The following is a 24,304-nucleotide window of genomic DNA, read 5'->3' on the forward strand; positions in this document are numbered from 1 at the left end:
ATCATCAAAATTTATATTGCTGTAATTAGATGAAAATTTAACAAAAAACAATAGGTTTTTAACACAGATCATTCCGAATAACAAAAGTAGAGGAATCTCATAATCAATACCGAACTTGTGAGATTTCTCAATCGCCTCAAAAGGCTCATTTCGAACTGACAATTAGATTTAAATAAACTGTTGAGTTTCTCCTCGAGCGCAGTCGAGAGGTTTTAATGAGTTCTCGACAGTACTCGAACTGACATTATAACTTTTAATACATCAAAATTGAAAATAACAAACTACATAAAAAGGCATAAAAAGAAAACAATATTGGTTGTTTTTCTACTGATTTTCTATGTATTTTGTTTACCAAATAAGTTATTTACCAAACCAACATCAACAGTCATTACAAGTAAAAATAATGAGTTGTTGGGGGCCTTAATAGCAACAGATGGTCAATGGCGTTTTCCGCATAACGATTCCATTCCACAGAAGTTTAAAACCTGTTTAATTCAGTTTGAAGATGAGTATTTTTATAAACACCCTGGGTTTAATCCGATTTCAATTTTTAAAGCCTTAAAACAAAATTTACAAGCAGGAAGTGTAAAAAGAGGAGGAAGTACCATTACACAACAAGTAATTCGTTTAAGCAGAGACAATAAATCTAGAACCTATTTTGAGAAGGTAAAAGAATTAATTTTAGCCACACGTTTAGAATTTCGTTTTTCTAAAGAAAAAATTATTTCTTTGTGGAGTTCGAATGCACCATTTGGCGGAAATGTAGTGGGCTTAGACGCAGCTTCTTGGCGTTATTTTAATAGAAAATCATCCGATTTATCTTGGGCAGAATCTGCAACTTTAGCTGTTTTACCAAATGCACCTAATTTGATTTATCCTGGTAAAAATCAAAAGAGATTATTAGTAAAAAGAAATCGATTGTTAAAAAAGTTACTCACTAAAAAAATAATTGATTCATTAACGTATGAGTTGTCTGTTTTAGAAGAATTACCACAGAAACCCTATGCCCTTCCACAAATTACACCACATTTATTGCAAAAAATAAATCGTAAAAAGAAAGGAGAATTTGTAAAAACCACTATTAATAAAAAGTTGCAAACTCAAGTAAATTCAATTGTTGACAATCATTATAACACATTGAAAAACAATGAAATAAGTAATATTTCTGTTTTGGTGTTGGATGTAGAAAAGCGTCAAGTTTTAACATATGTTGGTAATTCTAAAACATCAAAAATAAATCAAAAAGATGTAGATGTAATTGACAAACCAAGAAGTACTGGAAGTATATTAAAGCCTTTTTTGTACGCTGCAATGTTAGACAGTGGAGATCTGTTACCAAATATGTTAGTTGCAGATGTACCAACCCATTTTGGAAGTTATCAACCAGAAAATTTTGATAAAAAATATGCAGGAGCAGTTTCAGCAAAACTAGCTTTGTCTAAATCTTTAAATGTGCCAACAGTAAGAATGTTGCAAAGTTTTGGTTTGGAGAAGTTTCATCATTATTTACAAAAATTAAAATTGAGAGATTTAAAAAAAGATCCGAATTATTACGGACTAACATTGGCTTTAGGTGGCGCAGAAAGTAATTTATGGGATTTATGTAAAAGTTACGCTTCTATGGCATCTACCATAAATCATTTTACAGAAAACTCTAGCAGGTATTTTAAAAATGAATTTTGTGAACCTACTTTTTATGCGGATAAAAAAATAGATTTTGGTGAAAAATCATCTGAAAAAATTATTTTTGATGCGGCTTCTATTTATTTAACTTTTGAGAGTTTAAAGAATGTTAACAGACCTAATGCAGACCAAAATTGGAAGTTTTTTGATTCATCTAAACAGATTGCATGGAAAACAGGGACAAGTTTTGGATTTAGAGATGCATGGGCAATTGGAGCAACTAAAGATTATATAGTTGGCGTTTGGGTTGGAAATGCAGATGGAGAAGGAAGACCAGGTTTGGTTGGTGTGCAAGCAGCCGCACCAATTTTATTTGATGTTTTTGATAAATTACCAAATTCAGAATGGTTTGAAAAACCTTTTGATGAAATGACAGAAATAGAAATTTGTACAAAAAGTGGTTATAGAGCTACAGATAATTGTGAAGAAAAAACATTACAATTTGTACAAAATGCCGGTTTAAAAACAAAACCTTGTCCGTATCATTTTTTGGTAAATGTAGATGCATCAGAAAATTATCAGGTAAATACATCTTGTGAAAATTTTGATAAAATAAAGCAAAAATCTTGGTTTGTATTGCCTCCTTTAATGGAATATTACTATAAGGATAAAAATCCGTTTTACAAATCCTTACCAAAGTTTAGAAATGATTGTTTAGGTGAAGTAAAAAATGCTATGAAATTTATTTATCCTACAGAAAAAAGCATCATTTTTTTGCCCAAAAATTTTGATGGTAAAAAGAACGAAATTGTTTTAAAAGTAGCACATTCAAATACCGAGTCGATATTGTATTGGTATATAAATAATGAGTTTGTAGCTACAACAAAAGAAACTCATAATTATGCAATAAATTTAAAATCAGGAAACTATGTTATTGTTGTTACAGATAATTTTGGAAATCAAATAAAACAAGAAATAATTATAAAAGAGTAAGTTGCTTATAGTTAGCGCATTACCTTTTGTCGAAAAAAAACAACTACTTATCGAAAAGTAGAAAAATAGGATTGAAGATGATTGTATATTTGAACAACCAAATTTAAAACTACAAAATTATGTTTTTACAAATTTTACCTCCAGACAATATAATTGCTACTTCGTCAATTTTTGAAAATCAATTAGGATTTGTAATTTTTGGCTTAGCTATAGGTGTTTTTGTATTGTTAAAAATTGTAAAATTTTTAAGTAAAGTAAAATTATTGAAAAATCATAAAAAAACACTTTATACTTCTTAAGAATTAGACTTTTCTTAACAGAAAAAAAACATTTTTTTTACAATATTTGCATTCTTAGAACCAAAAAAATGGTTTTTTACAATATTAAATCATTAAATGATTATTTTTATAAATAATTTTTAATGATTTTAATTTTTTAGAATGAAAATATATCCCATAGAAACAGGAAATTTTAAATTAGATGGTGGAGCTATGTTTGGTGTAGTTCCTAAGTCTATCTGGCAAAAGACCAATCCTGCAGACTCAAATAACTTGATAGATATGAGCATGCGCTGTATGCTTATTGAAGATGGAGACCGATTAATTTTAGTAGACACCGGTTTAGGAACCAAGCAATCCGACAAATTCTTTAGTTATTATTATCTTTTTGGAGACTTTTCTTTAGATAGTTCTTTAGCAAAAATTGGTTTTCATAAAGATGATATTACTGATGTTTTTTTAACTCATCTTCATTTTGATCATTGTGGAGGAAGTATAGAGTGGAATTCAGAAAAAACGTTACTACAACCTGCTTTTAAAAACGCAAAATTTTGGTCTAACGACAATCATTGGAAATGGGCAACAGAACCTAACCCAAGAGAAAAAGCTTCCTTTTTAAAAGAAAATATCAATCCGATTAAAGAAAGTGGACAATTAAATTTTATCCATAGAAATGCAAAAGATCAAATAGGTTTTGATGTATTATTTGTAGATGGTCATACAGAAAAACAAATGTTACCTAAAATAACATATCAAGACAAAACAATTGTTTTTATGGCGGATTTATTACCTACAGTAGGACATATCCCTTTGCCTTATGTTATGGGATATGATACAAGACCATTACTTACTATTAAAGAAAAAGCGGCCTTTTTAAAAGAAGCTGCAGACAATAATTACTACCTATTTTTAGAGCATGATGCACACAATGAACTATGTACCTTGCAGCACACTGAAAAAGGAGTTAGATTAAAAGAAACACATAAATTTACAAACATATTTAATTAAGATGAGAGTATTAAAACCAATTTTTTATACAGCTGTTGCTGGAGTTTTATTTGCAAGTTGTAAATCGTCAATAAGTACAATTCCTGTTCCTGTTGGGGTTGATAATGTTATTAATGTTACTGCAAAAAAAGGGGGATTATCGGAAAACCAAAAGAATACTTGGAGTCATTTAGACTTACAAACAGATTCTATTCCTGGTATGAGTATAGAAAAAGCATATCAATTTTTACAAGGAAAAAAAGGAGTTAAGATTATTGTAGCAATAGCTGATTCTGGTGTAGATGTAGAGCATGAAGATTTAAAAGATGTTGCTTGGGTTAATACAAAAGAGATTGCAGGTAATGGTATAGATGATGATAAAAACGGATATATAGATGATATTCATGGATGGAATTTCTTAGGAAATAAAGAAGGAAAAATTGTAAACGCAGATCAATTAGAGCTTACCAGAATTGTAAAAAAAGGGATGGATAAGTTTGGAGATAAAAAAGCTTCAGAAATTGCAGATACTGATAAAGCTGAATTTGAAGAATATCTTAAATTAAAAGAAAAGTATACAAAATCTGCAGAAGCTCTTAAGAAAGAATTAGAAAACCTTAATAGTACAGAAGAAAGAATTAACCAACTTCAACAAAATTTTAATGAGGTTAAAAAATTCATAGGAAAAGAAGATTTTTCTTTAGAAGATTTAAAAAACGCGAAACCTAATAATCCAAAGTTAGAAGCAAAAATTGCAGATGTTGCTGCAATTATGAGTAGAGGAATGACAGAAAAAGGATTGTTAGATTATAAAAAACAGCTTTCAGATTATAAAAAAGGGAAGGAAGCTTCTAAAAGCTATGATTTAGACTTTAATGTACGTCAAACTTTAGGAGATGATTTGTATGATATAAACGATAAATTTTACGGTAATAATAATGTAATTGGTTCTAAAGTTTTAGAAATGCACGGAACTCATGTTGCAGGTATTGTTGCAGCTTCTAGAAATAATGGAAAAGGTGTAAATGGAGTAGCAAATAATGTGCAAATTTTAACAGCTCGTGTAGTTCCTGATGGAGATGAGCATGATAAAGATGTAGCTTTAGGAATAAGATATGCCGTAGATAATGGTGCAAAAGTTATTAATACAAGTTTTGGAAAAGCATATTCGCCAAACAAACAATGGGTTTTTGATGCGATAAAATATGCCGCAAAGAAAGATGTGTTAATTGTAAATGCAGCAGGAAATGATGGAGATAATATTGATGTTGTAAAAACATTTCCTAATGATTCTGAGGATTTAATTTCAGAAATTTCTGATAATGTTATAACTATTGGAGCAATGAGTTTGCATTATGATGAAAACTTACCAGCTACTTTCTCTAACTATGGTAAGAAAAATGTAGATGTTTTTGCTCCAGGAGTAGATATTTATGCAACTGTTCCACAAGATAAATATCAATCTTTAAGTGGAACTTCTATGGCAGCTCCATCAACAGCAGGTGTAGCAGCATTAATTCGTTCTTATTACCCACAATTATCTGCTAGTCAGGTAAAGCATATCTTAATGAATTCGGGTGTTAAAATTAATTTTGATGTAATCAAACCAGGGTCTAAATCAAGAGAAAATCCAAAAGGAGAAAAAGTTCCTTTTTCAGAATTATCTGTTTCTGGAAGAATTGTAAATGCTTACAATGCTTTAAAAATGGCAGATAGAATTGTTAATGGGAAAAAATAAAATCAACTAATTTAATCTTTAATAAAATGAAAAAAATACTTTTTCTAGCATCAGCAATTATAATGGTTTCTTGTGCACAAACAAAAGATGTTACTTATACAGCATCTAGTAAATCATCTGTAAACAATGGTTATTGGCAACAACATGTAGATTATACGATGGATATTGATATGGATGTAAACAACTATCAATATAAAGGAAAACAAAAGTTGGTTTATACAAACAACTCTCCAGACGATCTAGATAAAGTATTTTATCATTTGTATTTTAATGCGTTTCAACCAGGTTCACAAATGGATGTTCGCTCTTTAAATATTAAAGATCCAGATGGAAGGGTTAGAGATAGAATTAGCAAATTAAAACCCAATGAAATAGGTTATATTAAAGTAAACTCTTTAAAACAAGACGGTGCTGCAGTTAATTTTGAGACGGTAGGAACTATTTTAGAGGTAACTTTAGATAAGCCTATAAAAGCAGGAGAAAGCGTAACTTTTGATATGCTTTTTGATGCGCAAGTCCCTGTGCAAATTCGTCGTTCTGGAAGAAATAACAAAGAAGGAGTTGCTTTGTCTATGGCACAATGGTATCCTAAAATGGCAGAATATGATTTTGAAGGTTGGCATACGCCTCCATATATTGCTCGTGAATTTCATGGGGTTTGGGGAGATTTTGATGTGACACTACATATAGATAAAAATTATGTTGTAGGAGGAACAGGAAACTTACAAAATCCGCAAGAAATTGGACATGGTTATGAAGATAAGACCAGAGCATTAAATATTCCTTTAGGAGAAAAATTAACATGGCATTTTAAAGCACCAAATGTTCACGATTTTATGTGGGCAGCAGATCCAAATTATAATCATGATATTTTAGAAATGAAAAATGGGCTTCAATTACATTTTTTATATAAGAAAGACTTAGACGCAGAGTATCTTAAAAACTGGAAAGATTTACAACCAAAAACAGCAGAGTTAATGTCGTATTATTCTGAAAATATTGGCCAATATCCTTATAAGCAATACTCTGTTATTCAAGGAGGAGATGGAGGGATGGAGTATGCAATGTCTACTTTAATTACAGGAAAACGTAAGTTTGGAAGTCTTTTTGGAGTAACGGCTCATGAAATGGCGCATACTTGGTTTCAGTTTTTATTAGCTTCAAATGAAAGTTTACATCCATGGATGGATGAAGGTTTTACAAGTTATATTTCTGCAAAAGCATCTGCTAGAATAATGAAAAGAGAAAATAAGAATCCAAATGCAGGTCCTTATAGAGGTTACAATTTTATGGTAAAATCTGGTTCAGAAGAAGTTCTTACAACTCATGCAGACAGATATCAAACAAATAGAGGTTATAGTTTTGCTAGTTACGGTAAGGGAAGTATGTTTTTAGCACAATTAGAATATATTATTGGAGCAGAAAATACAGCCAAAGGAATTAAAAAATATTTTAAAGATTTTAGTTTTAAACACCCAACACCTAATGATATAAAAAGAACTATGGAAAAAGTTTCTGGAATTCAATTAGGATGGTATTTAAATGAATGGATAGAAACCTTACATACCATAGATTACGGTATAAAATCTGTTGAAGGAAAAACAATAACGTTAGAAAGAATTGGACAAATGCCTATGCCAATAGATTTAGAAGTTATATACACAGATGGGACTACGCAAAGTTTTAATATCCCTTTAAGAATGATGAGAGGAAACAAACCAACAGCGGCAAAAGTTATAGAAGATTGGGGTTGGGCAATGCCAACGTATACTTTTACAACGTCTAAAACGATAAAATCTGTAGAGATAGATAAAAGTAAATTAATGGCTGATGTGAACTTAGAAAACAATGTTTTTGAAGTAAAATAAGGTTATATTGTTAACTTAATAAAAAAAGCGAGGTGAAAGCCTCGCTTTTTTTATTACGCAATAATATTTTAATTTATTAATTCGTCAATCTTTTCATTAGGAATAAACCCCTTTAGCATTAAGAAAACTCCACAGATAATTAAAATGATCCCCATAATTCTTTTAACTCTGTAGATTACTTGAGGAGTCATTTTATTTTTAAGTTGTTTTGCGAGAAATATTTTTCCCAAATCAGTCACAAAATATCCTACTAAAACGGTTCCAAAATACCAGAAAATAGCATTTTGATTCATTTTTAAAGAAGGTCCAATAACTAAAACAGTCCCTAACCAAAAAGCTAAAACACCAACATTTATAAAATTTAAAAAGAATCCTTTAAAAAATAGTTTTAAGTAATTGTTTTTAATAGGAACTTCTACAATTTTTGCAGATTTGATGGCTTGTTTTTTGTTTTCTTTATCAAGGTAAGTAATTAATCCATAAATAATTAGAACCAATCCTCCAATAAAAAATAATCTTGGATCATCTTTAATTTTTTCTAATAAAGGTCTACTACCGTAATAAGCTATTAAAATAAAGCATAAGTCGCCAAGAATGACACCTAAATCAAAGGCTATTGCTGCCCGTGCACCTTTTAAAACACTGGTTTGTATCAGCATAAAAAATACTGGTCCAATCATAAAAGCCATGAAAAAACCAATAAAAAAAGCGTTTTTAAAATCGTAAAAATCCATATTATACAAAAATACGGATTTTAAACGTCATCAAAGTCAATTGTTATTTTTGATGTTGTTGGATATGCTTGACATGCTAAAACGAATCCATCTTCGATTTCGCTATCCGTTAAAATAGAGTTTTTAACCATTACTGCTTTTCCTTCTGTAACTTTACAAAGGCAAGAACTACAAACGCCACCTTGACAAGAATAAGGAGCATCTAAATCATTACGTAAGCTAGCAGATAGAAGGTTGTCTGTTTGCTGCATGTTAAAAGTTGTTTTTTCATCATCTAATAAAACGGTTATTTCTGTTGTTCCTTCTTTAATCTCTGAAGCAGCTTTTTCATCAATTGAAACAGTAAATAATTCAAAATGAATGTTTTCTTTTGCTATTTTATTGTTTTCTAGAGTTTTAGAGACTTCTTGTATCATTTCTTCGGGTCCACATAAAAAAGCGGCGTCAAAAGAAGTTTCTTTATACATGTTTTTAACAAAATAATTGGTTACGTTTTGGTCAATTCTACCGCGTAAACAATTTTTTACTTCTTCTCTACTAAAAATATAATGTAAGTTTAATTGATTAGTATAGGTTGCCTTTAAACTATTTAAATCTTTATAAAAGATGGTGTCATTAATAGTTTTGTTTCCATAAACTAACGTAAATTTAGAGGTAGGTTCAGTTTCTAAAACCGTTTTTATCATCGATAAAATTGGGGTAATTCCAGATCCTGCAGCAAAAGCAATATAGTTTTTGTTTGCTTCTGGTTTTAATAGAAAACGCCCCTCTGGTTTAGAAATTTCAATTTCATCACCTGCTTTTAATTTTGATGTAGCGTAAATAGAAAATGTTCCGTTCTCTACTGCTTTTATGGCAACTCTAATTTTATCACTTTTTGGTGAAGAACAAATAGAATATGCTCTTCTAATTTCTTCTCCTTTAATTACTTTTTGTAAAGTAATGTATTGGCCTGAGGTAAAATTGAATTCAGGTTTTAGATTCTGAGGTATTTTTAACAAAACAGAAACCGCATTTGCGGTTTCTTGTTGTACTTCTTGTATGGTTACTTTGTAAAATGTTGACATTACATATATTTTACACCAAATTATTCGCAATTAAATATTCGGCAATTTGAACTGTGTTAGTAGCTGCACCTTTTCTTAAGTTGTCTGCAACAATCCACAAATTTAAGGTATTTTCTTGAGATTCATCTCTTCTAATACGACCAACAAAAACTTCGTCTTTATTATGTGCATTTATTGCCATTGGATACAAGTTGTTCTCTAAATCATCTTCTACAATAACACCAGGAGTTTTGCTTAAAATGGTACGTACTTCGTCTAAATCAAAATTATTTTCAAACTGAACATTTACAGCTTCAGAATGCCCGCCAGCAGTTGGTATTCTAACCGCAGTTGCAGTTACAGAAAAAGAATCATCACGTAAAATTTTCTTTGGTTCTTTAACCAACTTCATTTCTTCTTTTGTGTATCCATTTTCTAAGAAAACATCACAATGAGGTAATGCATTTCTACCAATTTTATGAGGATATGCCATTTCTCCTTCAATACCAGCCTCTTCATTATCTAATTGCTGAACTGCTTTTACACCAGAACCAGAAACAGATTGATAGGTAGAAATAACCACACGTTTCATTTTGTATTTTAAATGTAACGGAGATAAGACGGCCACTAACTGAATTGTAGAACAGTTTGGATTTGCAATAATTTTATCGTCTTTTGTTAAAACATCACCATTAATTTCTGGTACCACCAATTTCTTAGTAGGATCCATTCTCCAAGCAGAAGAATTATCAATAACCGTTGTGCCAACTTCAGCAAATTTAGGGGCCCATTCTAAAGAAGTATCACCACCAGCAGAAAATAAAGCAACATCTGGTTTCATTTTTACAGCATCTTCTAAGGTAACAATGGTATATTCCTTTCCTTTATATAATAATTTTTTACCAGCAGATTTTTCTGATGCAACAGGAATTAATTCTGTTACAGGTAAATTACGTTCTTCTAAAACTTTTAACATTACTGTGCCAACCATTCCTGTTGCACCTACTACAGCTATTTTCATCTGTTTTTACTTAAAAATTAATTAAGACAAAGATTTAAAAAAAATGATTTTAAAGCATGTCTTTTTCTTGAAATTTTAAGAGGAAGTTTAAAAAATATCAAATTCATGTAAAAAGTATGATTTTAAACAACAAAATTCAAAAAACTTGTACATTTGCATTGGTTTTTAGAAAAACCATAATTTTTGTATAACTTAAATAGTATAGCATGCAACTGTACAACAAGTTAAGCGCAAAGGAACGCGCTGCTTTAATAGATGAAGCGGGAAAAGACCGCCTTACAATTTCTTTTTATAAATATTATAAGATAGAAAACCCACAATTATTTAGAGATAAGTTATTTCTGGAATGGAATAATTTAGATGTTTTAGGGCGAATTTATGTTTCTTATGAAGGAATAAATGCTCAATTATCTGTTCCATCAGAAAATTTTTACGCTTTAAAAGACCAATTAGACAGTATTTCTTTTTTAAAAGATATTCGTTTAAATGTTGCTGTTGAACAAGACAATAAATCATTTTTGAAGTTAAAAGTAAAAGTGAGAGATAAAATTGTTGCCGATGGCTTAAATGATGCAACTTTTGATGTTACTGCTAAAGGAGTGCATTTAAACGCAAAGGAATTCAACGAAATGTTGGCAAATCCTGATACAATTTGTGTAGATATGCGTAATCATTACGAAAGTGAAATTGGTCATTTTGATGGCGCTGTAACTCCGGATGTAGATACCTTTAGAGACTCTTTAGATATTATTGAAGAAGATTTAAAAGACAACAAAGAAGATAAAAATTTGTTGATGTATTGTACTGGCGGAATCCGTTGTGAAAAAGCCTCTGCTTATTATAAACACAAAGGGTTTAAAAATGTTTTTCAATTAGAAGGTGGTATTATAGAATACACTCGTCAAGTAAAAGAAGAAGGTATCGAGAATAAATTTATTGGTAAAAACTTTGTGTTCGATCATAGAAGAGCAGAACGTATTACAGATGATGTAGTTTCTAACTGTCATCAATGCGGGAAACCTTGCGACACACATACAAATTGTGCTAATGAAGCATGTCATTTATTGTTTATTCAATGTGATGAATGTGCAGAAGCTACAGAAAACACTTGTTCTACGGGTTGTCAAGAAATAATTCATTTGTCTTACGAAGAACAAAAAGAACTTAGAAAAGGGAAAGGAAATAGCAACAAGATCTTTAAAAAAGGAAGGTCTGAAGTTTTAAAGTTTAAGAAGTAAAATCATGCAGAAAATCGAATTAATGGCGCCAGCCGGTAATTTTGAATCTATGCAAGCCGCTTTAGACAATGGTTGCGATTCTATTTATTTTGGAGTTGAGCAACTAAATATGCGAGCGAGAGCTTCTATCAATTTTACGTTAGATGACTTAGAAGAGATTTCTAAAAGATGCTCAGAAAAAAATGTAAGAACCTACCTTACGTTAAATACTATTATTTACGATCATGATTTATCAATTGTAAAAACATTGATAAAACGGGCAAAAGAAGCAAATATTACTGCGGTAATCGCCATGGATCAAGCTGTAATTGCTATGGCGAGAGAACAGCAAATGGAAGTTCATATTTCTACACAAATTAACATTACAAATATAGAAACGGTTAAGTTTTATGCGCTATTTGCTGATACTATTGTGTTGAGTAGAGAGTTGAGCTTACGTCAAGTAAAAAAGATTACAGAAACTATAGAAAAAGAGCAAATAAAAGGTCCTTCGGGCAGGTTAATTGAAATAGAGATTTTTGGTCACGGTGCTTTGTGTATGGCAGTTTCAGGGAAATGTTATATGAGTTTGCATTCTCATAATTCATCTGCAAACAGAGGTGCTTGTAAACAAAATTGCAGAAAAAAATATACGGTTATCGATCAAGAAACTGGTTTTGAAATGGAACTAGATAATGAGTATATAATGTCTCCGAAAGACTTATGTACCATCGATTTTTTAGACCAAGTAGCAGATGCCGGTATTAAAGTTTTAAAGATTGAAGGAAGAGGAAGAGCGCCTGAATATGTTGCCAAAGTAATTAAATGTTACCGAGATGCTATTGATAGTTTGGCAAACGGAACCTACGATAAAGAAAAAGTAATTTCTTGGATGCAAGAATTAGAAAAAGTGTACAATCGTGGTTTTTGGAATGGCTATTATTTAGGTCAGAAATTAGGAGAATGGAGTAAAGAATCGGGTTCTAATGCAACGCAAAAAAAGGTTTATTTAGGTAAAGGAGAACATTATTTTGACAAGGCAAAAATTGGTCAATTTAAAATTGATGCTTACGATGTTGCTTTAGGTGATACAATTCTGATAACTGGACCAACAACAGGAGCCAGGGAAATGGAAATAAAGCAAATGTTTGTAAACGATGCTCCGGCAGAAAAAGCAACAAAAGGAGACGAAGTTACCATGAAATTAGATTTTAAAATAAGAAGATCTGACAAGCTGTATAAGATTGTAAAAACGGAATTCGCAAAAAATTAATGGTAGTAATTACCTTACAAAGAAACAAATGCATTGGCTGTAATTATTGTGTAGAATTAGCGCCAAGTCAATTTCAAATGTCTAAAAAAGACGGAAAAACAGTCTTGTTACATGCTATAGAAAAAAAAGGGTTTTACACTATAAAATCTTTTGATGAATCTATTTTTGAACCTTCTTTGGAAGCAAAAAAAGCCTGTCCTGTTAAAATTATTGAAGTAAAACAGGTTTAAAAATCGCCTAAATTATTAGGTTGTCCAAAAAAGTAGTTTTTGTCAATCTGAATTTATTTCAGATTCTTGAGAAAGTATAATTTTAGTAAGTTGAGGTGCTGAAAATATAATTTAGTACTTTTTTAGTGAAAAGAGAATGAAATGTAGCAATTTTAAAATTACTTAAGAACAAAAAGGCCTTTTTAGGAACAAATAATTTGAGGTAGCTTTTTTTTATTTAAACTTGTCTAGTAATTGTTTATTTTAAAAATTTGACGCCAAAAAATATATAGCTTTTTTCTTATCGCTTTTCTTTGTGTGTCAGTATTTTAGTGCTCAAGATTTTGAAAGTATATATAATAAATTAGATAAAGATTTACTAAAATTTAAAAGTTCTAATGTTATTGTACAAGTAGATAGTTTGTTATATAGACAAGAGGTATCTGGTTTTATTGTAAATGATTTAAAATCTTTAAAAGTAGAAGCGCTGGCTGAGTATAGTTTTTATACAAAAGCATTAGAGCTTACTAATGAGATTTTAGCATCAAAAGATATTTTAAGTGAAAGAGCAGAGGTAAGAATTCGTGTACAAAGAGCTCTAATTTTTGAGGTTTTTGAAAATTCTAGGGAAACACTTTTTGAACTTAATAGGTTAGAAGAAATTTATACCACAAAACCAAAAGACAGGTATTATGGGCAGTACTTATTTAGGAAATCTTCTTATTATAGAGTTTTAAAACCAGTTGAAAAAAGTGATAGTATAGGATTGCTTTATGCTCAAAAAGCAGCAGCTTTTGGTGATCTTCATAAATATTATGATGTTAGTGCTATTGCTAAAATGTTACAAAGTTTTTTTCGTGATAAAAAAGATTATAAAAACAAGAGAAGATTTTTACAAGCCGCTTTAAAAGATTTTAAACTTTTAGAAAACCCACTTTCTGTAAGTTTAATGTACACAGAATTATCACGTATTTCTCAAAAAGAAAATGAAATAGAAAAAGCTCAAATATATTTAGATTCAGCGCTAAATGAAGCCAAGATAACAGGCGATTTATTTTTAAAATCCTATACTTTTGAGAAAAGATCTATTTTTTTAGAAAGTATAGGGCAGAAAGATTCTGCTTTGTACTATTTTAAGAAATTCCATAAAGCAGAAATAGGGATTAATGTTGAAAAACAAAAATTAGAAGTAGCAGAAATTAATTTAAAAAATCAAATTGAGAACCAAAAGTTAATAGTAAATAAATCTAAGTCAGAACTTTTAGATTTAAAAAAGGATAACTTTTCCGTTTTTATTTATTACTTCTTATAATGATGTGGAAACACTCACAAACATAAGAAAACTTTCTCCGAAAGCTTATATTAATAAACCAATAAATGAAGCTACAATACTAACTACTATAGACATTATTTTTGACAACCTAAAAGATAAAATCCAAGAGTTTATAAATGTTAATATAGGTACATCTACCTATAATGTTAACTTATCAGAACTCTTATATATCGCTGCAGAACATGTGTATATTAGGTTACATTATAAAGAAAGAAATACTTTAATAAGAAGTTCACTAAGTAATTTTTTAGAATTATTACCAAAGAATGTATTTATACAGGTTAACAGAAGTAAAGCTGTAAATAAGAATCTTATTGAGCAAGTTGGTGTAAAAGAGATTACAATAAATAGTGAAATAATAAAATTATCAGCACACTATAAAAAGAATTTTTCAGCATTTTATAATTCATAAGTATTTATTCTTATTTAAGAAAATAGTTATGAACACTTGTTTTCAAGAGGAGTTTTTTTTTGTTAAAAGAATAGATTTTTATACGGATTCTAATTCAATCCTTATAAATTCTAAATAGCACAGAAATTTAAAAAAGTTCAAACTACATTTGGTGTATAATTAAATGAAAAAACAGAAACAATAACTTTTATAAACCTATTTTTTCATTCTTTAAGAATGCGTATATTTACGGATTAGTCTTTGTTAAGTTGTGTGTTTCTATCAACTTGATAATCAAATTATGAACCAAAATTAGTAGTTAGTTTTTAGTAGTTAGTTTTTAGTGTCAGTTTGCTAACAACCAACAACCAACAACCAACAACTATAAAAATATATATTTTACATGGCATGTGGAAGTTGTGGTACTACAGAAAATGGAGTACCAAAAGGTTGCAAAAGTAATGGTAATTGTGGGTCAGGTACCTGCGGAAGTGGTAGTAATAAACTAGCCGTTTTTGATTGGTTGTCTAACATGACGTTGCCAAGTGGACAAGAACGGTTTAATATTTTTGAAGTCCGTTTTAAAAATGGGAGAAAACATTTTTTTAAAAATCCGGATAACTTACCAATCACGATGGGAGATATTGTTGCGGTAGAAGGATCTCCAGGGCATGATATTGGTACTGTTTCTTTGGCAGGAGAATTGGTGAAGGTGCAAATGAAAAAACGCAAAATTACTGAAGATCATGAAGATGTAAAGAAAATTTATAGAAAAGCCAGTCAGAGAGATATAGATATTTGGCAACAAGCTAGAGCAAAAGAAGAAGAAACTCAACGAAAAGGAAGAGAAATTTTAGGACGTTTAGGTTTGCAAATGAAACTATCTGATGTAGAATATCAAGGTGATGGAAATAAAGCAACTTTTTATTATACAGCAGAAGCTAGAGTAGATTTTAGACAATTAATTAGAGATTTAGCTAGCGCATTTTCTATTCGTGTAGAAATGAAACAAGTTGGAGCAAGACAAGAAGCTGCAAGACTAGGAGGGGTGGGTTCTTGTGGTAGAGAATTGTGTTGTTCTACTTGGTTAACAGACTTTAGAAAAGTAACTACATCAGCAGCTCGTTATCAACAATTATCTTTAAATCCATTAAAGTTAGCGGGGCAATGCGGAAAACTAAAATGCTGTTTAAATTTTGAGTTAGATACCTATTTAGATGCGTTAAAAACATTTCCAAAACAAGATGTAGTCTTAAAAACAGAGAAAGGAGATGCCATTTTTGTGAAGATGGATATTTTTAAAAATCATCTGTGGTATACGTACAAAGAAGAACGATTTAAATGGTTTCGATTGACATTAGATCAAGTTTTAGAAATTATTGATTTAAATAAAAATAATGAAAAATCTGCTTCATTAGAAGAGTATGAATCGGATGTGGAAATCCCTGTTAAAGTAGATTTTGAAGATGCAGTTGGGCAAGATAGTCTTACGCGTTTTGATGTTCCAAAAACAAGTAAACGAAGAAGGAATAACAGAAATAAAAACAAAAAGAAACCCGTAGCTGCAACGACAAATAACGCACAGCAAAAATCCGTAGCAAGAAAAAAACCACAAGCAAAGCGACCAAATAAAGCGCAGGTAAATGGTAAGCCACAGCAACAAAATAAAGCACAAGCTCCACAGCAAAATAAGCAAAAACCAAAACCAAGGCCTAAACCAGCAGCAAATGCAAAACCAAATAAAAAGCCTAATACAAATGCGAAAGCAAATGAAAACAGCTCAAAAGACCAAGTAAAAAAGCCAAATAAATCAAGAAGACCAAATAATAGAAGTCGTAATAATAACACTCCAAAAAATGGAAACGATTCAGAAAAATAGTATTTTTTCAATAATTATTTTGATGTTTTGTTTGTTTGTTTCATGCGATAAAACATCAGAGTTTAATGAATATAAAACAATCCAAAAATCTTCTTGGAAAGCCAATAAAAAAATAATTTTTGAGTTTGAAGTAAAAGACACAGTTTCTCTAAAAAACTTATTTATCAATATTAGAAACAACAACGATTATCAATTTAGTAATTTGTACCTAATTTCTGAATTAAATTTTCCTAACGGAACAGTTGTTGTAGATACATTACAGTATGAAATGACGGATAAACAAGGTTTTTTTTTAGGAAGTGGCTTTACCGAAGTTAAAGACAATAAGCTGTTTTACAAAGAAAGAAAGAAATTTCCAGTTTCTGGGATATATACTTTAAGTGTAAGACAAGCAATGAGAAAAAATGGAGAAATCAATCCAATTCCATTTTTAGCAGGAATTAGTGATGTTGGTTTTAGTATAGAAAAAATTGAAGAATAATGGCAACAAAGAAAAAAACAACGGGTTTTAAAAAATATATCAAATGGTTTTGGGGAATCGTTTTAGGAGGATTTTCCTTACTAATATTACTGTTTTTGTTTGCTTCTTGGGGTTTTTTAGGAGCTTTGCCAACTTTTGAAGAATTAGAAAACCCTGAAACTAATTTAGCAACGGAAGTTATTTCTATTGATGGAAAAACAATAGGGAAATATGCTACAGAAAATAGAACACCAATTAATTACAAAGACTTGCCGCAGAATATTGTAGAGGCTTTAGTGGCAACAGAAGACGAACGTTTTTACGAACATTCTGGAATTGATTTTAGAGGAACTGCAAGAGCGGTGTTAAAACCAGGAAGTGGTGGTGCAAGTACCATTACACAGCAATTGGCAAGAATGTTGTTTACGGGTAAAAAATCTAGAAATAAAGTAAAAAGAGTTCTTCAGAAAGTTAAAGAGTGGGTTGTTGCTACAAAATTAGAAAGACAATATACCAAACAGGAAATTTTAACCATGTATTTAAATAAATACGATTTCTTAAATCAAGCTGTTGGTATTCGTTCTGCAGCCCGTATTTATTTTGGAAAAGAACCCAAAGAATTAAAGGTTGAAGAATCTGCAATGTTGGTAGGTATGCTAAAAAATTCATCTTATTTTAATCCATTAAGAAGAGCTGAATTAGTAAAACAACGAAGAAATGTTGTCTTAAAACAAATGAATCGTAGTCAATTTATTTCTTTAAAAGAAAAGGATTCTTTACAACAATTAGATTTAGGTTTAGATGTTCATAAAGAAAGCCATAGTGATGGTTATGCAACTTATTTTAGAACTTATTTACAAAAATATTTAAGAAAATGGGTGCAAGAAAACCCAAAACCAAACGGAGAAGAATATGATATTTTTAGAGATGGGTTAAAAATTTATGTAACCATAGATTCTAGAATGCAGCAATATGCAGAAGAAGCGATAAAAGAACATATAGCAAATTTACAATCTTACTTTTTCAAAGAACAAAAAAGAAACAAAACAGCTCCTTTTTATGATCTTGAAAAAGATCAAATTAAAGGAATCTTAGAACGCGCAAAAAAGAATTCAGAAAGGTACAAACGTTTAAAAATCTCAGGAAAATCATCTAAAGAAATTGATAAAATTTTTAATACTAAAACCAAGATGAAAGTGTTTTCTTGGAAAGGTGATGTAGATACAATTATGTCACCAAGTGATTCTATTAGATATTATAAATATTTTTTACGATCTGGTTTGGTCTCTATAGAACCACAAACAGGTCATATAAAAGCTTGGGTTGGAGGAATAAATAATAAACATTTTAAATATGATGCTGTTGCACAACAAAAAAGACAAGTAGGTTCTACCTTTAAGCCTTTTGTTTATGCTACCGCAATAAATCAATTAAAAATGTCTCCTTGTGATGAATTTCCGAATACACTATATACCATTCCTAAAGGAAAATATGGAATTCCAGAAGCTTGGACACCAGAAAATGCAAACCTTAAATACGGAGGTATGTTAACTTTAAAAGATGGTTTAGCAGGCTCTGTAAACACAATGTCGGCTAGGTTAATAGATAAAGTAACGCCAGAAAATGTTGTTCGTTTAGCAAAATCTGCAGGAATAGAAAGTGATATGCAAGCAAATCCATCAATTGCCCTAGGTGCCGTAGAATTATCTTTATTAGAAATGGTTAGTGCATACTCTACGTTTGCAAATAAAGGTTTGCGTGTAAATCCAATGATTTTAACAAGAATAGAAGATAAAAACGGAACCGTTTTACAAGAATTTACACCAGAAACAAAAGAGGTTTTAAGCGAAGAATCTGCTTATGTTATTTTAGATTTATTAAAAGGAGTTACAGAATCTGGTTCTGGAGTAAGACTGCGTTCAACTTGGTCTTCTGGAGGAAAAGCCGTTACAGGATTTCCTTATAAATTCACCAATCCTATTGCAGGTAAAACAGGAACTACTCAAAATCAATCTGATGGTTGGTTTATGGGGATTGTTCCAAATTTAGCAACAGGAGTTTGGACGGGAGGAGAAGATAGAGCAACACATTTTTCTGGAATTAGTTACGGACAAGGAGCAACAATGTCATTACCTTCATGGGCTTTATTTATGAAAAAATGTTATGCAGATAAAACATTAAATATTAGCAGTGAAGATTTTGAAGAGCCAGAAAACTTATCCATAAATATAAAGTGTGATGAGAAATCGGATACAGATGATAAAAAAGATGTAATTCCTGTAGATGATACAGACTTTTAAGTTTTGAAGTAGAATATGTTTTTTTAGTAAATTTTAAAAGCAATAAATTAACAATACAAAATGATCAATAAAAAAGTAAATAATGTAGAAGAAGCTTTACAAGGTATTAAAAGCGGAATGACTTTTATGCTTGGTGGCTTTGGTTTATGCGGGATTCCAGAAAACGCAATTGCAGAATTAGTAAAACTAAATGTTAGAGAGCTAACTTGTATTTCTAATAATGCAGGTGTTGATGATTTTGGTTTAGGGTTATTACTTCAGAACAAACAAATAAAAAAAATGATTTCTTCTTATGTTGGCGAAAATGATGAGTTTGAACGGCAAATGTTATCGGGAGAGCTAGAAGTAGAACTCACTCCACAAGGAACATTAGCAGAAAAATGTAGAGCAGCACAGGCAGGTTTCCCTGCTTTTTATACACCAGCAGGTTATGGAACCGAAGTTGCAGAAGGAAAAGAAACAAGAGAATTTGATGGAAAAATGTATGTTTTAGAACCGGCTTTTAAAGCAGATTTTGCTTTTGTAAAGGCATGGAAAGGAGATGCAGCAGGAAACTTAATTTTTAAAGGAACAGCAAGAAATTTTAATCCAAATATGTGTGGAGCTGCAACAATTACAGTTGCAGAGGTAGAAGAATTGGTTCCTGTTGGTCAGTTAGACCCAAACAATGTTCATATCCCAGGAATATTTGTACAACGTATTTTTCAAGGAAAAAATTACGAGAAAAGAATTGAACAACGAACAGTAAGACAAAGAAGCTAATTATGTTAGATAAAAACGGAATAGCGAAAAGAATCGCACAAGAAGTTCAGGATGGCTTCTACGTAAACTTAGGAATTGGAATTCCAACTTTGGTTGCTAATTATGTTAGAGATGATATTGAAGTTGAGTTTCAATCTGAAAATGGAGTTTTAGGAATGGGACCTTTTCCTTTTGAAGGAGAAGAAGATGCAGATATTATCAATGCAGGAAAACAAACTATTACCACAATGCCAGGAGCAAGTTTTTTTGATTCTTCAATGAGTTTTGCTATGATTCGCGGTAAACATGTCCATTTAACGATTTTAGGAGCCATGGAAGTGGCAGAAAATGGAGATATTGCCAATTGGAAAATTCCAGGAAAAATGGTGAAAGGAATGGGTGGAGCAATGGATTTGGTGGCTTCTGCAGAAAACATTATTGTAGCAATGATGCACACCAACAAACGAGGTGAATCTAAAATATTAAAAAAATGCTCTTTACCTTTAACAGGTGTTGGTTGTGTTACAAAAGTGGTTACCAACTTAGCGGTTTTAGAAGTAAAAAATAATCAGTTTTATTTATTAGAAAGAGCTCCAGGAGTTTCTGTTGAAGAAATTCAAAATGCAACAGAAGGAACTTTGATTGTTGATGGAGAAATTCCAGAAATGATTTTATAAAATGAATCTCTTTAAAAAAATATATTGGATAATTTTTCCTGTTTTATGTGTTGTTTTTATTTTAATTTTAGATAAAATTTTTAAAATTGAACATAGTTGGATACAGACTTTAGTAGGAATTTCTTTAGCTTATATTTTATCTCCCAAAGTAAAAGTAGTAGGCAAACAAAATGGAGAAGAAGAGCAAATTAAATGGCTTTTTTTTAAAAAAGTGATTGATAAAGAAATGTGATAAAAGAGTGTTTTTTCCTTTTTTAAGGAAAGTTAAAAAAATGAAATGAAAATAATATCATATAACGTAAACGGAATTAGGGCTGCTTTAAAAAAAGGTTTTTTAGATTGGTTACAAGTTGCAAAACCAGATGTGATTTGTATACAAGAAACAAAGGCACACAAAGAACAATTAGATCTTATTGATTTTGAAAATGCAGGTTATCCATATCATTATTGGTTTTCTGCACAAAAAAAAGGGTATTCTTCTGTGGCAATACTTTGTAAAGAAAAACCCAATCATATAGAATATGGAACAGGCATAGAATCAATGGATTTTGAAGGGAGAAACCTACGTGTAGATTATGATAATGTTTCTATAATGAGTTTGTATTTGCCTTCGGGAACAAATTCAGAAAGATTAGATTTTAAGTTTACTTATATGGATCAATTTCAAGAATACATCAATAATCTAAAACAAGAAATTCCAAATTTAGTAATCTGTGGAGATTATAATATTTGTCATGAAGAAATTGACATCCACAATCCAAAAATGAAAGGAGTTTCAGGCTTTTTACCTGAAGAAAGAACTTGGATTGGAGAGTTTATAAATAACGGTTTCATAGATAGTTTTCGTTTTTTAAATCCAGAAAAGCAAGAATATTCTTGGTGGAGTTATAGAGCAAATTCTAGAGCGAATAATAAAGGTTGGCGATTGGACTATGCAATGGTTTCAGAACCGTTAAAAGAAAAGATTTCTAGAGCATATATTTTGTCAGAAGCCAAACATTCAGACCATTGTCCAATAGCTTTAGAATTAGATATCTAGTGTTTTATGAATAAATTATTGTTCTTTTTTTTTATTAGTTTTTCGGTTTTTTCGCAAGAGAAAAAAGATAGTATTGTCAACTTTAAAACAGACAGCCTATCTGTGGTTAAAGACACCATAAAAAATTTGGTTAAACCGGCTTTGTTTTCTGATAAAGATTTAAAAACGATTGATAGTTTATTGGTTGATGAAAAGTTTAATTCATCATTAGTAGATACACTTATTTATGTTATTAATGATAAAGATATCATTGGTAATACAACAAGTATTTTAACAACAGATTTATTAAAAACTAGGCTTTCTAATTTAAATAAAAAAACGCCTTTTAATTTAGCTTATAACCCAGCATTAGAAAAAGTAATTAATAGTTATTTACTGTATAGGAAAAAGTATTACCCAGCATTAATGGCTAAGGCTAAATATTATTTTCCAATGTTTGAACAATATTTAGATCAATACGATATTCCATTAGAAATGAAATATTTAGCTATTGTAGAATCTGCGCTTAGGCCTAAAATAAAGTCTAGAGTTGGTGCAACAGGTTTATGGCAGTTTATGTACGGAACAGGAAAGCAGTTTGATTTAAAAGTAAGTTCATATGTAGATGAACGTCAAGACCCAGTAAAATCTACCATTGCCGCGTGTAAATACTTAAGCCAATTATTTACTATTTTTGGAGATTGGGATTTAGCTTTAGCAGCTTATAACTCTGGACCAGGAAATGTTAGAAAAGCAATAAAACGTTCTGGTGGATATAAAAATTACTGGAATATTAGACCCTATTTACCAAGAGAAACAGCTGGTTATGTTCCTGCGTTTTATGCAACAATGTATATTTTCGAATACGCAGAAGAACATAAAATTTACTCAGAACTCCCAAAGTTTTTTAACTTTCAAACAGATACAGTTCATGTAAAAAGAACGGTTAGTTTCGATCAAATTGCAGAGAAAATAAATCTCGATGAAGAAGTATTGGTCAATTTAAATCCTTCATATAAGTTAGATATCATTCCATATCTAAAAGACAAAAATTACGCAATAAGATTGCCAAGTAGTAAAGTAGTAGAGTTTTTAGATAAAGAAAAAGAAATTTATACTTTGGCCGATGAAGATGATGCAAAAAGAGAGAAGCCTCTACCTAAGTATTTTGAAATGGATAAACGTATTCGTTATAAAGTAAAAAGTGGAGATTACTTAGGCAAAATCGCAAAAAAATTTGGTATAAGAATTAGTGAAATTAAACGTTGGAACAGATTGAAAAACAGTCGTTTAAAAATAGGGCAAAAGTTATATATTTTCCCAAAAAGATTATAGTTCTTTTAGGTTTAAGTTAAAATAAAACATTTGTTTTTACACACTCCTAAATAAATAAAATGTTTCTAACCGTAATATTAAAAATTGGAACAATATTTGTTGAGTTAATAATTTAAAACCAAAAACCAAACTTAAAATTTTCAAAAGCAAATCATCATGAAAAAAATATTCTCTCTTTTACTTTTATCTATTATCTTAATTTCTTGTGTAGGTAATGATAAATTTGTTTTAAAATCATCTATAGGTAAAATAAATAAAGTAATGGTTGTTACTAAAGCCAGTAACTGGACAGGAGATATTGGTACAGAAATCCGTAATTCTTTTGGAGAATTAATGGTGGGTTTACCACAACCAGAACCTGTTTTGTCGGTATCACAAGTTGCTCCTAATGGATTTAGTTCTATGATGAAAGCAGCAAGAAATATTATGATTGTTACAGAAGGTGAAACAGAAAATTTTTCTGTAAAATATAATGTTTATGCACAACCACAAACAATTGTATATGTGCAAGCAAAAGACGATGCCAGTTTAGTTAAATTACTTAAAGAAAAGGAAAAAGAAATTATTGATATTTTTATTGCTTCTGATATAAAATTTACTCAAAATATTTTTAAAAAAACAGCATTAGATGTTACTAAGTTTAAAACATTAAACAATTTAGGTGTTTCATTTATAATACCAGATAGCTATAACCTTGTAGACGATACAGGTGATTTTTTATGGCTACGTAAACATTTATTAAGTGGAATTGCAAAAACAGGAAGTTGTAATATTTTAGTCTATTCGATCCCTTTAAATGATGAAAGTAAAATTCAAGAGAACATTGTTGCAGTTAGAGATAGTATAGGTAAAAAGCATATACCAGGAACTGATGCGGAAACAATGCATATGATTACAGAAGAAGCTTATACTCCTTTTACTTTTGATGCAGTTATAGATGGAAAAAAAGCTTATGAAACCCGTGGAAAATGGGAGGTTAAAAATGATTTTATGGCAGGCCCATTTTTAAACTATTCTGTTATAGATAAAAAGAACAATAGATTAATTGTTGTAGAAGGGTTTACCTACGCACCTTCTGTAAATAAAAGAGCTTTTGTATTTGAATTAGAGGCTATAGCAAAATCTATGAAAGTTAAATAAATTACATTTATATAAATAAGGAGAGCCTAAAACAATTGTTTTA

General features: G+C 30.4%; 22 protein-coding genes. 19 read left to right on the plus strand and 3 right to left on the minus strand.

All coding sequences use genetic code 11. The annotated features are described in order from the left end of the window. Positions 1-267: 267 nt before the first annotated feature. The 5 genes from pbpC to MC378_RS05160 all read left to right on the plus strand — a co-directional run bounded on the left by pbpC (position 268) and on the right by MC378_RS05160 (position 7,487). Complete coding sequence (gene pbpC, locus MC378_RS05140; protein WP_242177660.1) at positions 268-2,616, plus strand: penicillin-binding protein 1C; 2,349 nt, start codon at positions 268-270, stop codon at positions 2,614-2,616. Between the two features lie 119 nt (positions 2,617-2,735). Then, positions 2,736-2,915 carry a hypothetical protein gene (locus MC378_RS05145; protein ID WP_242177661.1) on the plus strand — a complete coding sequence of 60 codons (180 nt, stop codon included), beginning with the start codon at positions 2,736-2,738 and terminating at the stop codon, positions 2,913-2,915. A gap of 141 nt (positions 2,916-3,056) precedes the next feature. Further along, a complete protein-coding gene (locus tag MC378_RS05150) occupies positions 3,057-3,902 on the plus strand; it encodes an MBL fold metallo-hydrolase (RefSeq protein WP_242177662.1) in 846 nt (281 codons plus the stop codon). Position 3,903: 1 nt separating this feature from the next. Then, the gene (locus tag MC378_RS05155) at positions 3,904-5,619 is read left to right on the plus strand and encodes a S8 family serine peptidase (RefSeq protein WP_242177663.1); all 1,716 of its coding nucleotides are present in this window, start codon (positions 3,904-3,906) and stop codon (positions 5,617-5,619) included. Positions 5,620-5,645: 26 nt separating this feature from the next. Then, positions 5,646-7,487 (plus strand): M1 family metallopeptidase, encoded by a 1,842-nt coding sequence (locus tag MC378_RS05160; protein WP_242177664.1) that lies wholly within the window; start codon positions 5,646-5,648, stop codon positions 7,485-7,487. 68 nt (positions 7,488-7,555) lie between these two features. Here MC378_RS05160 and MC378_RS05165 read toward each other — a convergent pair whose 3' ends face one another. Genes MC378_RS05165 through MC378_RS05175 form a run of 3 tightly spaced genes read right to left on the minus strand, consistent with a single transcriptional unit; the run spans position 7,556 to position 10,288 of the window. Continuing rightward, positions 7,556-8,221: a LysE family translocator gene (locus MC378_RS05165; protein ID WP_242177665.1), complete on the minus strand. Its 666-nt coding sequence runs from the start codon at positions 8,219-8,221 to the stop codon at positions 7,556-7,558. Positions 8,222-8,241: 20 nt separating this feature from the next. Next, complete coding sequence (locus tag MC378_RS05170; RefSeq protein WP_242177666.1) at positions 8,242-9,288, minus strand: ferredoxin--NADP reductase; 1,047 nt, start codon at positions 9,286-9,288, stop codon at positions 8,242-8,244. 10 nt (positions 9,289-9,298) lie between these two features. Continuing rightward, entirely contained in the window at positions 9,299-10,288 is a 990-nt protein-coding gene (locus MC378_RS05175; RefSeq protein ID WP_242177667.1) for an aspartate-semialdehyde dehydrogenase, read from the minus strand. Between the two features lie 206 nt (positions 10,289-10,494). Here MC378_RS05175 and trhO point away from each other — a divergent pair, with 206 nt between their 5' ends. The 14 genes from trhO (at position 10,495) to MC378_RS05245 (ending at position 24,261) form a co-directional block, all read left to right on the plus strand. Further along, positions 10,495-11,526: an oxygen-dependent tRNA uridine(34) hydroxylase TrhO gene (gene trhO / locus MC378_RS05180; RefSeq protein WP_242177668.1), complete on the plus strand. Its 1,032-nt coding sequence runs from the start codon at positions 10,495-10,497 to the stop codon at positions 11,524-11,526. Positions 11,527-11,530: 4 nt separating this feature from the next. Next, complete coding sequence (locus tag MC378_RS05185; protein ID WP_242177669.1) at positions 11,531-12,778, plus strand: peptidase U32 family protein; 1,248 nt, start codon at positions 11,531-11,533, stop codon at positions 12,776-12,778. Beyond that, positions 12,778-13,008: a ferredoxin gene (locus tag MC378_RS05190; RefSeq protein WP_242177670.1), complete on the plus strand. Its 231-nt coding sequence runs from the start codon at positions 12,778-12,780 to the stop codon at positions 13,006-13,008. The genes MC378_RS05185 and MC378_RS05190 overlap by 1 nt, the downstream gene beginning before the upstream one ends. A 295-nt stretch (positions 13,009-13,303) precedes the next feature. Further along, entirely contained in the window at positions 13,304-14,299 is a 996-nt protein-coding gene (locus MC378_RS05195; protein ID WP_242177671.1) for a hypothetical protein, read from the plus strand. Positions 14,300-14,303: 4 nt separating this feature from the next. After that, a complete protein-coding gene (locus tag MC378_RS15410) occupies positions 14,304-14,732 on the plus strand; it encodes a LytR/AlgR family response regulator transcription factor (RefSeq protein ID WP_242177672.1) in 429 nt (142 codons plus the stop codon). Between the two features lie 382 nt (positions 14,733-15,114). Further along, the gene (locus MC378_RS05205) at positions 15,115-16,590 is read left to right on the plus strand and encodes a PSP1 domain-containing protein (protein ID WP_242177673.1); all 1,476 of its coding nucleotides are present in this window, start codon (positions 15,115-15,117) and stop codon (positions 16,588-16,590) included. Next, positions 16,568-17,071: a gliding motility lipoprotein GldH gene (locus MC378_RS05210; RefSeq protein WP_242177674.1), complete on the plus strand. Its 504-nt coding sequence runs from the start codon at positions 16,568-16,570 to the stop codon at positions 17,069-17,071. Before MC378_RS05205 ends, MC378_RS05210 begins: the two co-directional genes overlap by 23 nt. Then, the gene (locus tag MC378_RS05215; RefSeq protein WP_242177675.1) at positions 17,071-19,350 is read left to right on the plus strand and encodes a transglycosylase domain-containing protein; all 2,280 of its coding nucleotides are present in this window, start codon (positions 17,071-17,073) and stop codon (positions 19,348-19,350) included. Before MC378_RS05210 ends, MC378_RS05215 begins: the two co-directional genes overlap by 1 nt. 60 nt (positions 19,351-19,410) lie before the next feature. Then, the gene (locus MC378_RS05220; RefSeq protein ID WP_242177676.1) at positions 19,411-20,112 is read left to right on the plus strand and encodes a CoA transferase subunit A; all 702 of its coding nucleotides are present in this window, start codon (positions 19,411-19,413) and stop codon (positions 20,110-20,112) included. Between the two features lie 2 nt (positions 20,113-20,114). Then, on the plus strand, positions 20,115-20,768 hold the full coding sequence (locus tag MC378_RS05225) for a 3-oxoacid CoA-transferase subunit B (protein ID WP_242177677.1): 654 nt from the start codon (positions 20,115-20,117) through the stop codon (positions 20,766-20,768). A 1-nt stretch (position 20,769) separates the two neighbouring features. Continuing rightward, on the plus strand, positions 20,770-21,000 hold the full coding sequence (locus MC378_RS05230; protein ID WP_242177678.1) for a hypothetical protein: 231 nt from the start codon (positions 20,770-20,772) through the stop codon (positions 20,998-21,000). A 45-nt stretch (positions 21,001-21,045) separates the two neighbouring features. Next, positions 21,046-21,807: an exodeoxyribonuclease III gene (locus MC378_RS05235; RefSeq protein ID WP_242177679.1), complete on the plus strand. Its 762-nt coding sequence runs from the start codon at positions 21,046-21,048 to the stop codon at positions 21,805-21,807. Positions 21,808-21,813: 6 nt separating this feature from the next. Continuing rightward, positions 21,814-23,121 (plus strand): lytic transglycosylase domain-containing protein, encoded by a 1,308-nt coding sequence (locus MC378_RS05240; protein WP_242177680.1) that lies wholly within the window; start codon positions 21,814-21,816, stop codon positions 23,119-23,121. Between the two features lie 156 nt (positions 23,122-23,277). Further along, positions 23,278-24,261, plus strand: a complete 984-nt coding sequence (locus MC378_RS05245; RefSeq protein WP_242177681.1) for a DUF4837 family protein — start codon at positions 23,278-23,280, stop codon at positions 24,259-24,261. Positions 24,262-24,304 lie beyond the last annotated feature (43 nt).

Origin of the sequence: Polaribacter marinus (assembly GCF_022662535.1) — a bacterium.
Taxonomy (GTDB): Bacteria; Bacteroidota; Bacteroidia; order Flavobacteriales; family Flavobacteriaceae; genus Polaribacter; species Polaribacter marinus.

What these genes read in the sequence shown, in the direction of transcription:
- MC378_RS05145 (WP_242177661.1), top strand. Translation starts at nt 2,736, where the DNA reads ATGTTTTTACAAATTTTACCTCCAGACAATATAATTGCTACTTCGTCA.
- MC378_RS05150 (WP_242177662.1), top strand. Translation starts at nt 3,057, where the DNA reads ATGAAAATATATCCCATAGAAACAGGAAATTTTAAATTAGATGGTGGA.
- MC378_RS05205 (WP_242177673.1), top strand. Translation starts at nt 15,115, where the DNA reads ATGGCATGTGGAAGTTGTGGTACTACAGAAAATGGAGTACCAAAAGGT.
- MC378_RS05190 (WP_242177670.1), top strand. Translation starts at nt 12,778, where the DNA reads ATGGTAGTAATTACCTTACAAAGAAACAAATGCATTGGCTGTAATTAT.
- MC378_RS05175 (WP_242177667.1), bottom strand. Translation starts at nt 10,288, where the DNA reads ATGAAAATAGCTGTAGTAGGTGCAACAGGAATGGTTGGCACAGTAATG.
- MC378_RS05165 (WP_242177665.1), bottom strand. Translation starts at nt 8,221, where the DNA reads ATGGATTTTTACGATTTTAAAAACGCTTTTTTTATTGGTTTTTTCATG.
- MC378_RS05160 (WP_242177664.1), top strand. Translation starts at nt 5,646, where the DNA reads ATGAAAAAAATACTTTTTCTAGCATCAGCAATTATAATGGTTTCTTGT.
- MC378_RS05170 (WP_242177666.1), bottom strand. Translation starts at nt 9,288, where the DNA reads ATGTCAACATTTTACAAAGTAACCATACAAGAAGTACAACAAGAAACC.
- MC378_RS05235 (WP_242177679.1), top strand. Translation starts at nt 21,046, where the DNA reads ATGAAAATAATATCATATAACGTAAACGGAATTAGGGCTGCTTTAAAA.
- MC378_RS05220 (WP_242177676.1), top strand. Translation starts at nt 19,411, where the DNA reads ATGATCAATAAAAAAGTAAATAATGTAGAAGAAGCTTTACAAGGTATT.
- MC378_RS05230 (WP_242177678.1), top strand. Translation starts at nt 20,770, where the DNA reads ATGAATCTCTTTAAAAAAATATATTGGATAATTTTTCCTGTTTTATGT.
- trhO (WP_242177668.1), top strand. Translation starts at nt 10,495, where the DNA reads ATGCAACTGTACAACAAGTTAAGCGCAAAGGAACGCGCTGCTTTAATA.
- MC378_RS05185 (WP_242177669.1), top strand. Translation starts at nt 11,531, where the DNA reads ATGCAGAAAATCGAATTAATGGCGCCAGCCGGTAATTTTGAATCTATG.
- MC378_RS05240 (WP_242177680.1), top strand. Translation starts at nt 21,814, where the DNA reads ATGAATAAATTATTGTTCTTTTTTTTTATTAGTTTTTCGGTTTTTTCG.
- MC378_RS05210 (WP_242177674.1), top strand. Translation starts at nt 16,568, where the DNA reads ATGGAAACGATTCAGAAAAATAGTATTTTTTCAATAATTATTTTGATG.
- MC378_RS05225 (WP_242177677.1), top strand. Translation starts at nt 20,115, where the DNA reads ATGTTAGATAAAAACGGAATAGCGAAAAGAATCGCACAAGAAGTTCAG.
- MC378_RS05155 (WP_242177663.1), top strand. Translation starts at nt 3,904, where the DNA reads ATGAGAGTATTAAAACCAATTTTTTATACAGCTGTTGCTGGAGTTTTA.
- MC378_RS05215 (WP_242177675.1), top strand. Translation starts at nt 17,071, where the DNA reads ATGGCAACAAAGAAAAAAACAACGGGTTTTAAAAAATATATCAAATGG.
- MC378_RS05245 (WP_242177681.1), top strand. Translation starts at nt 23,278, where the DNA reads ATGAAAAAAATATTCTCTCTTTTACTTTTATCTATTATCTTAATTTCT.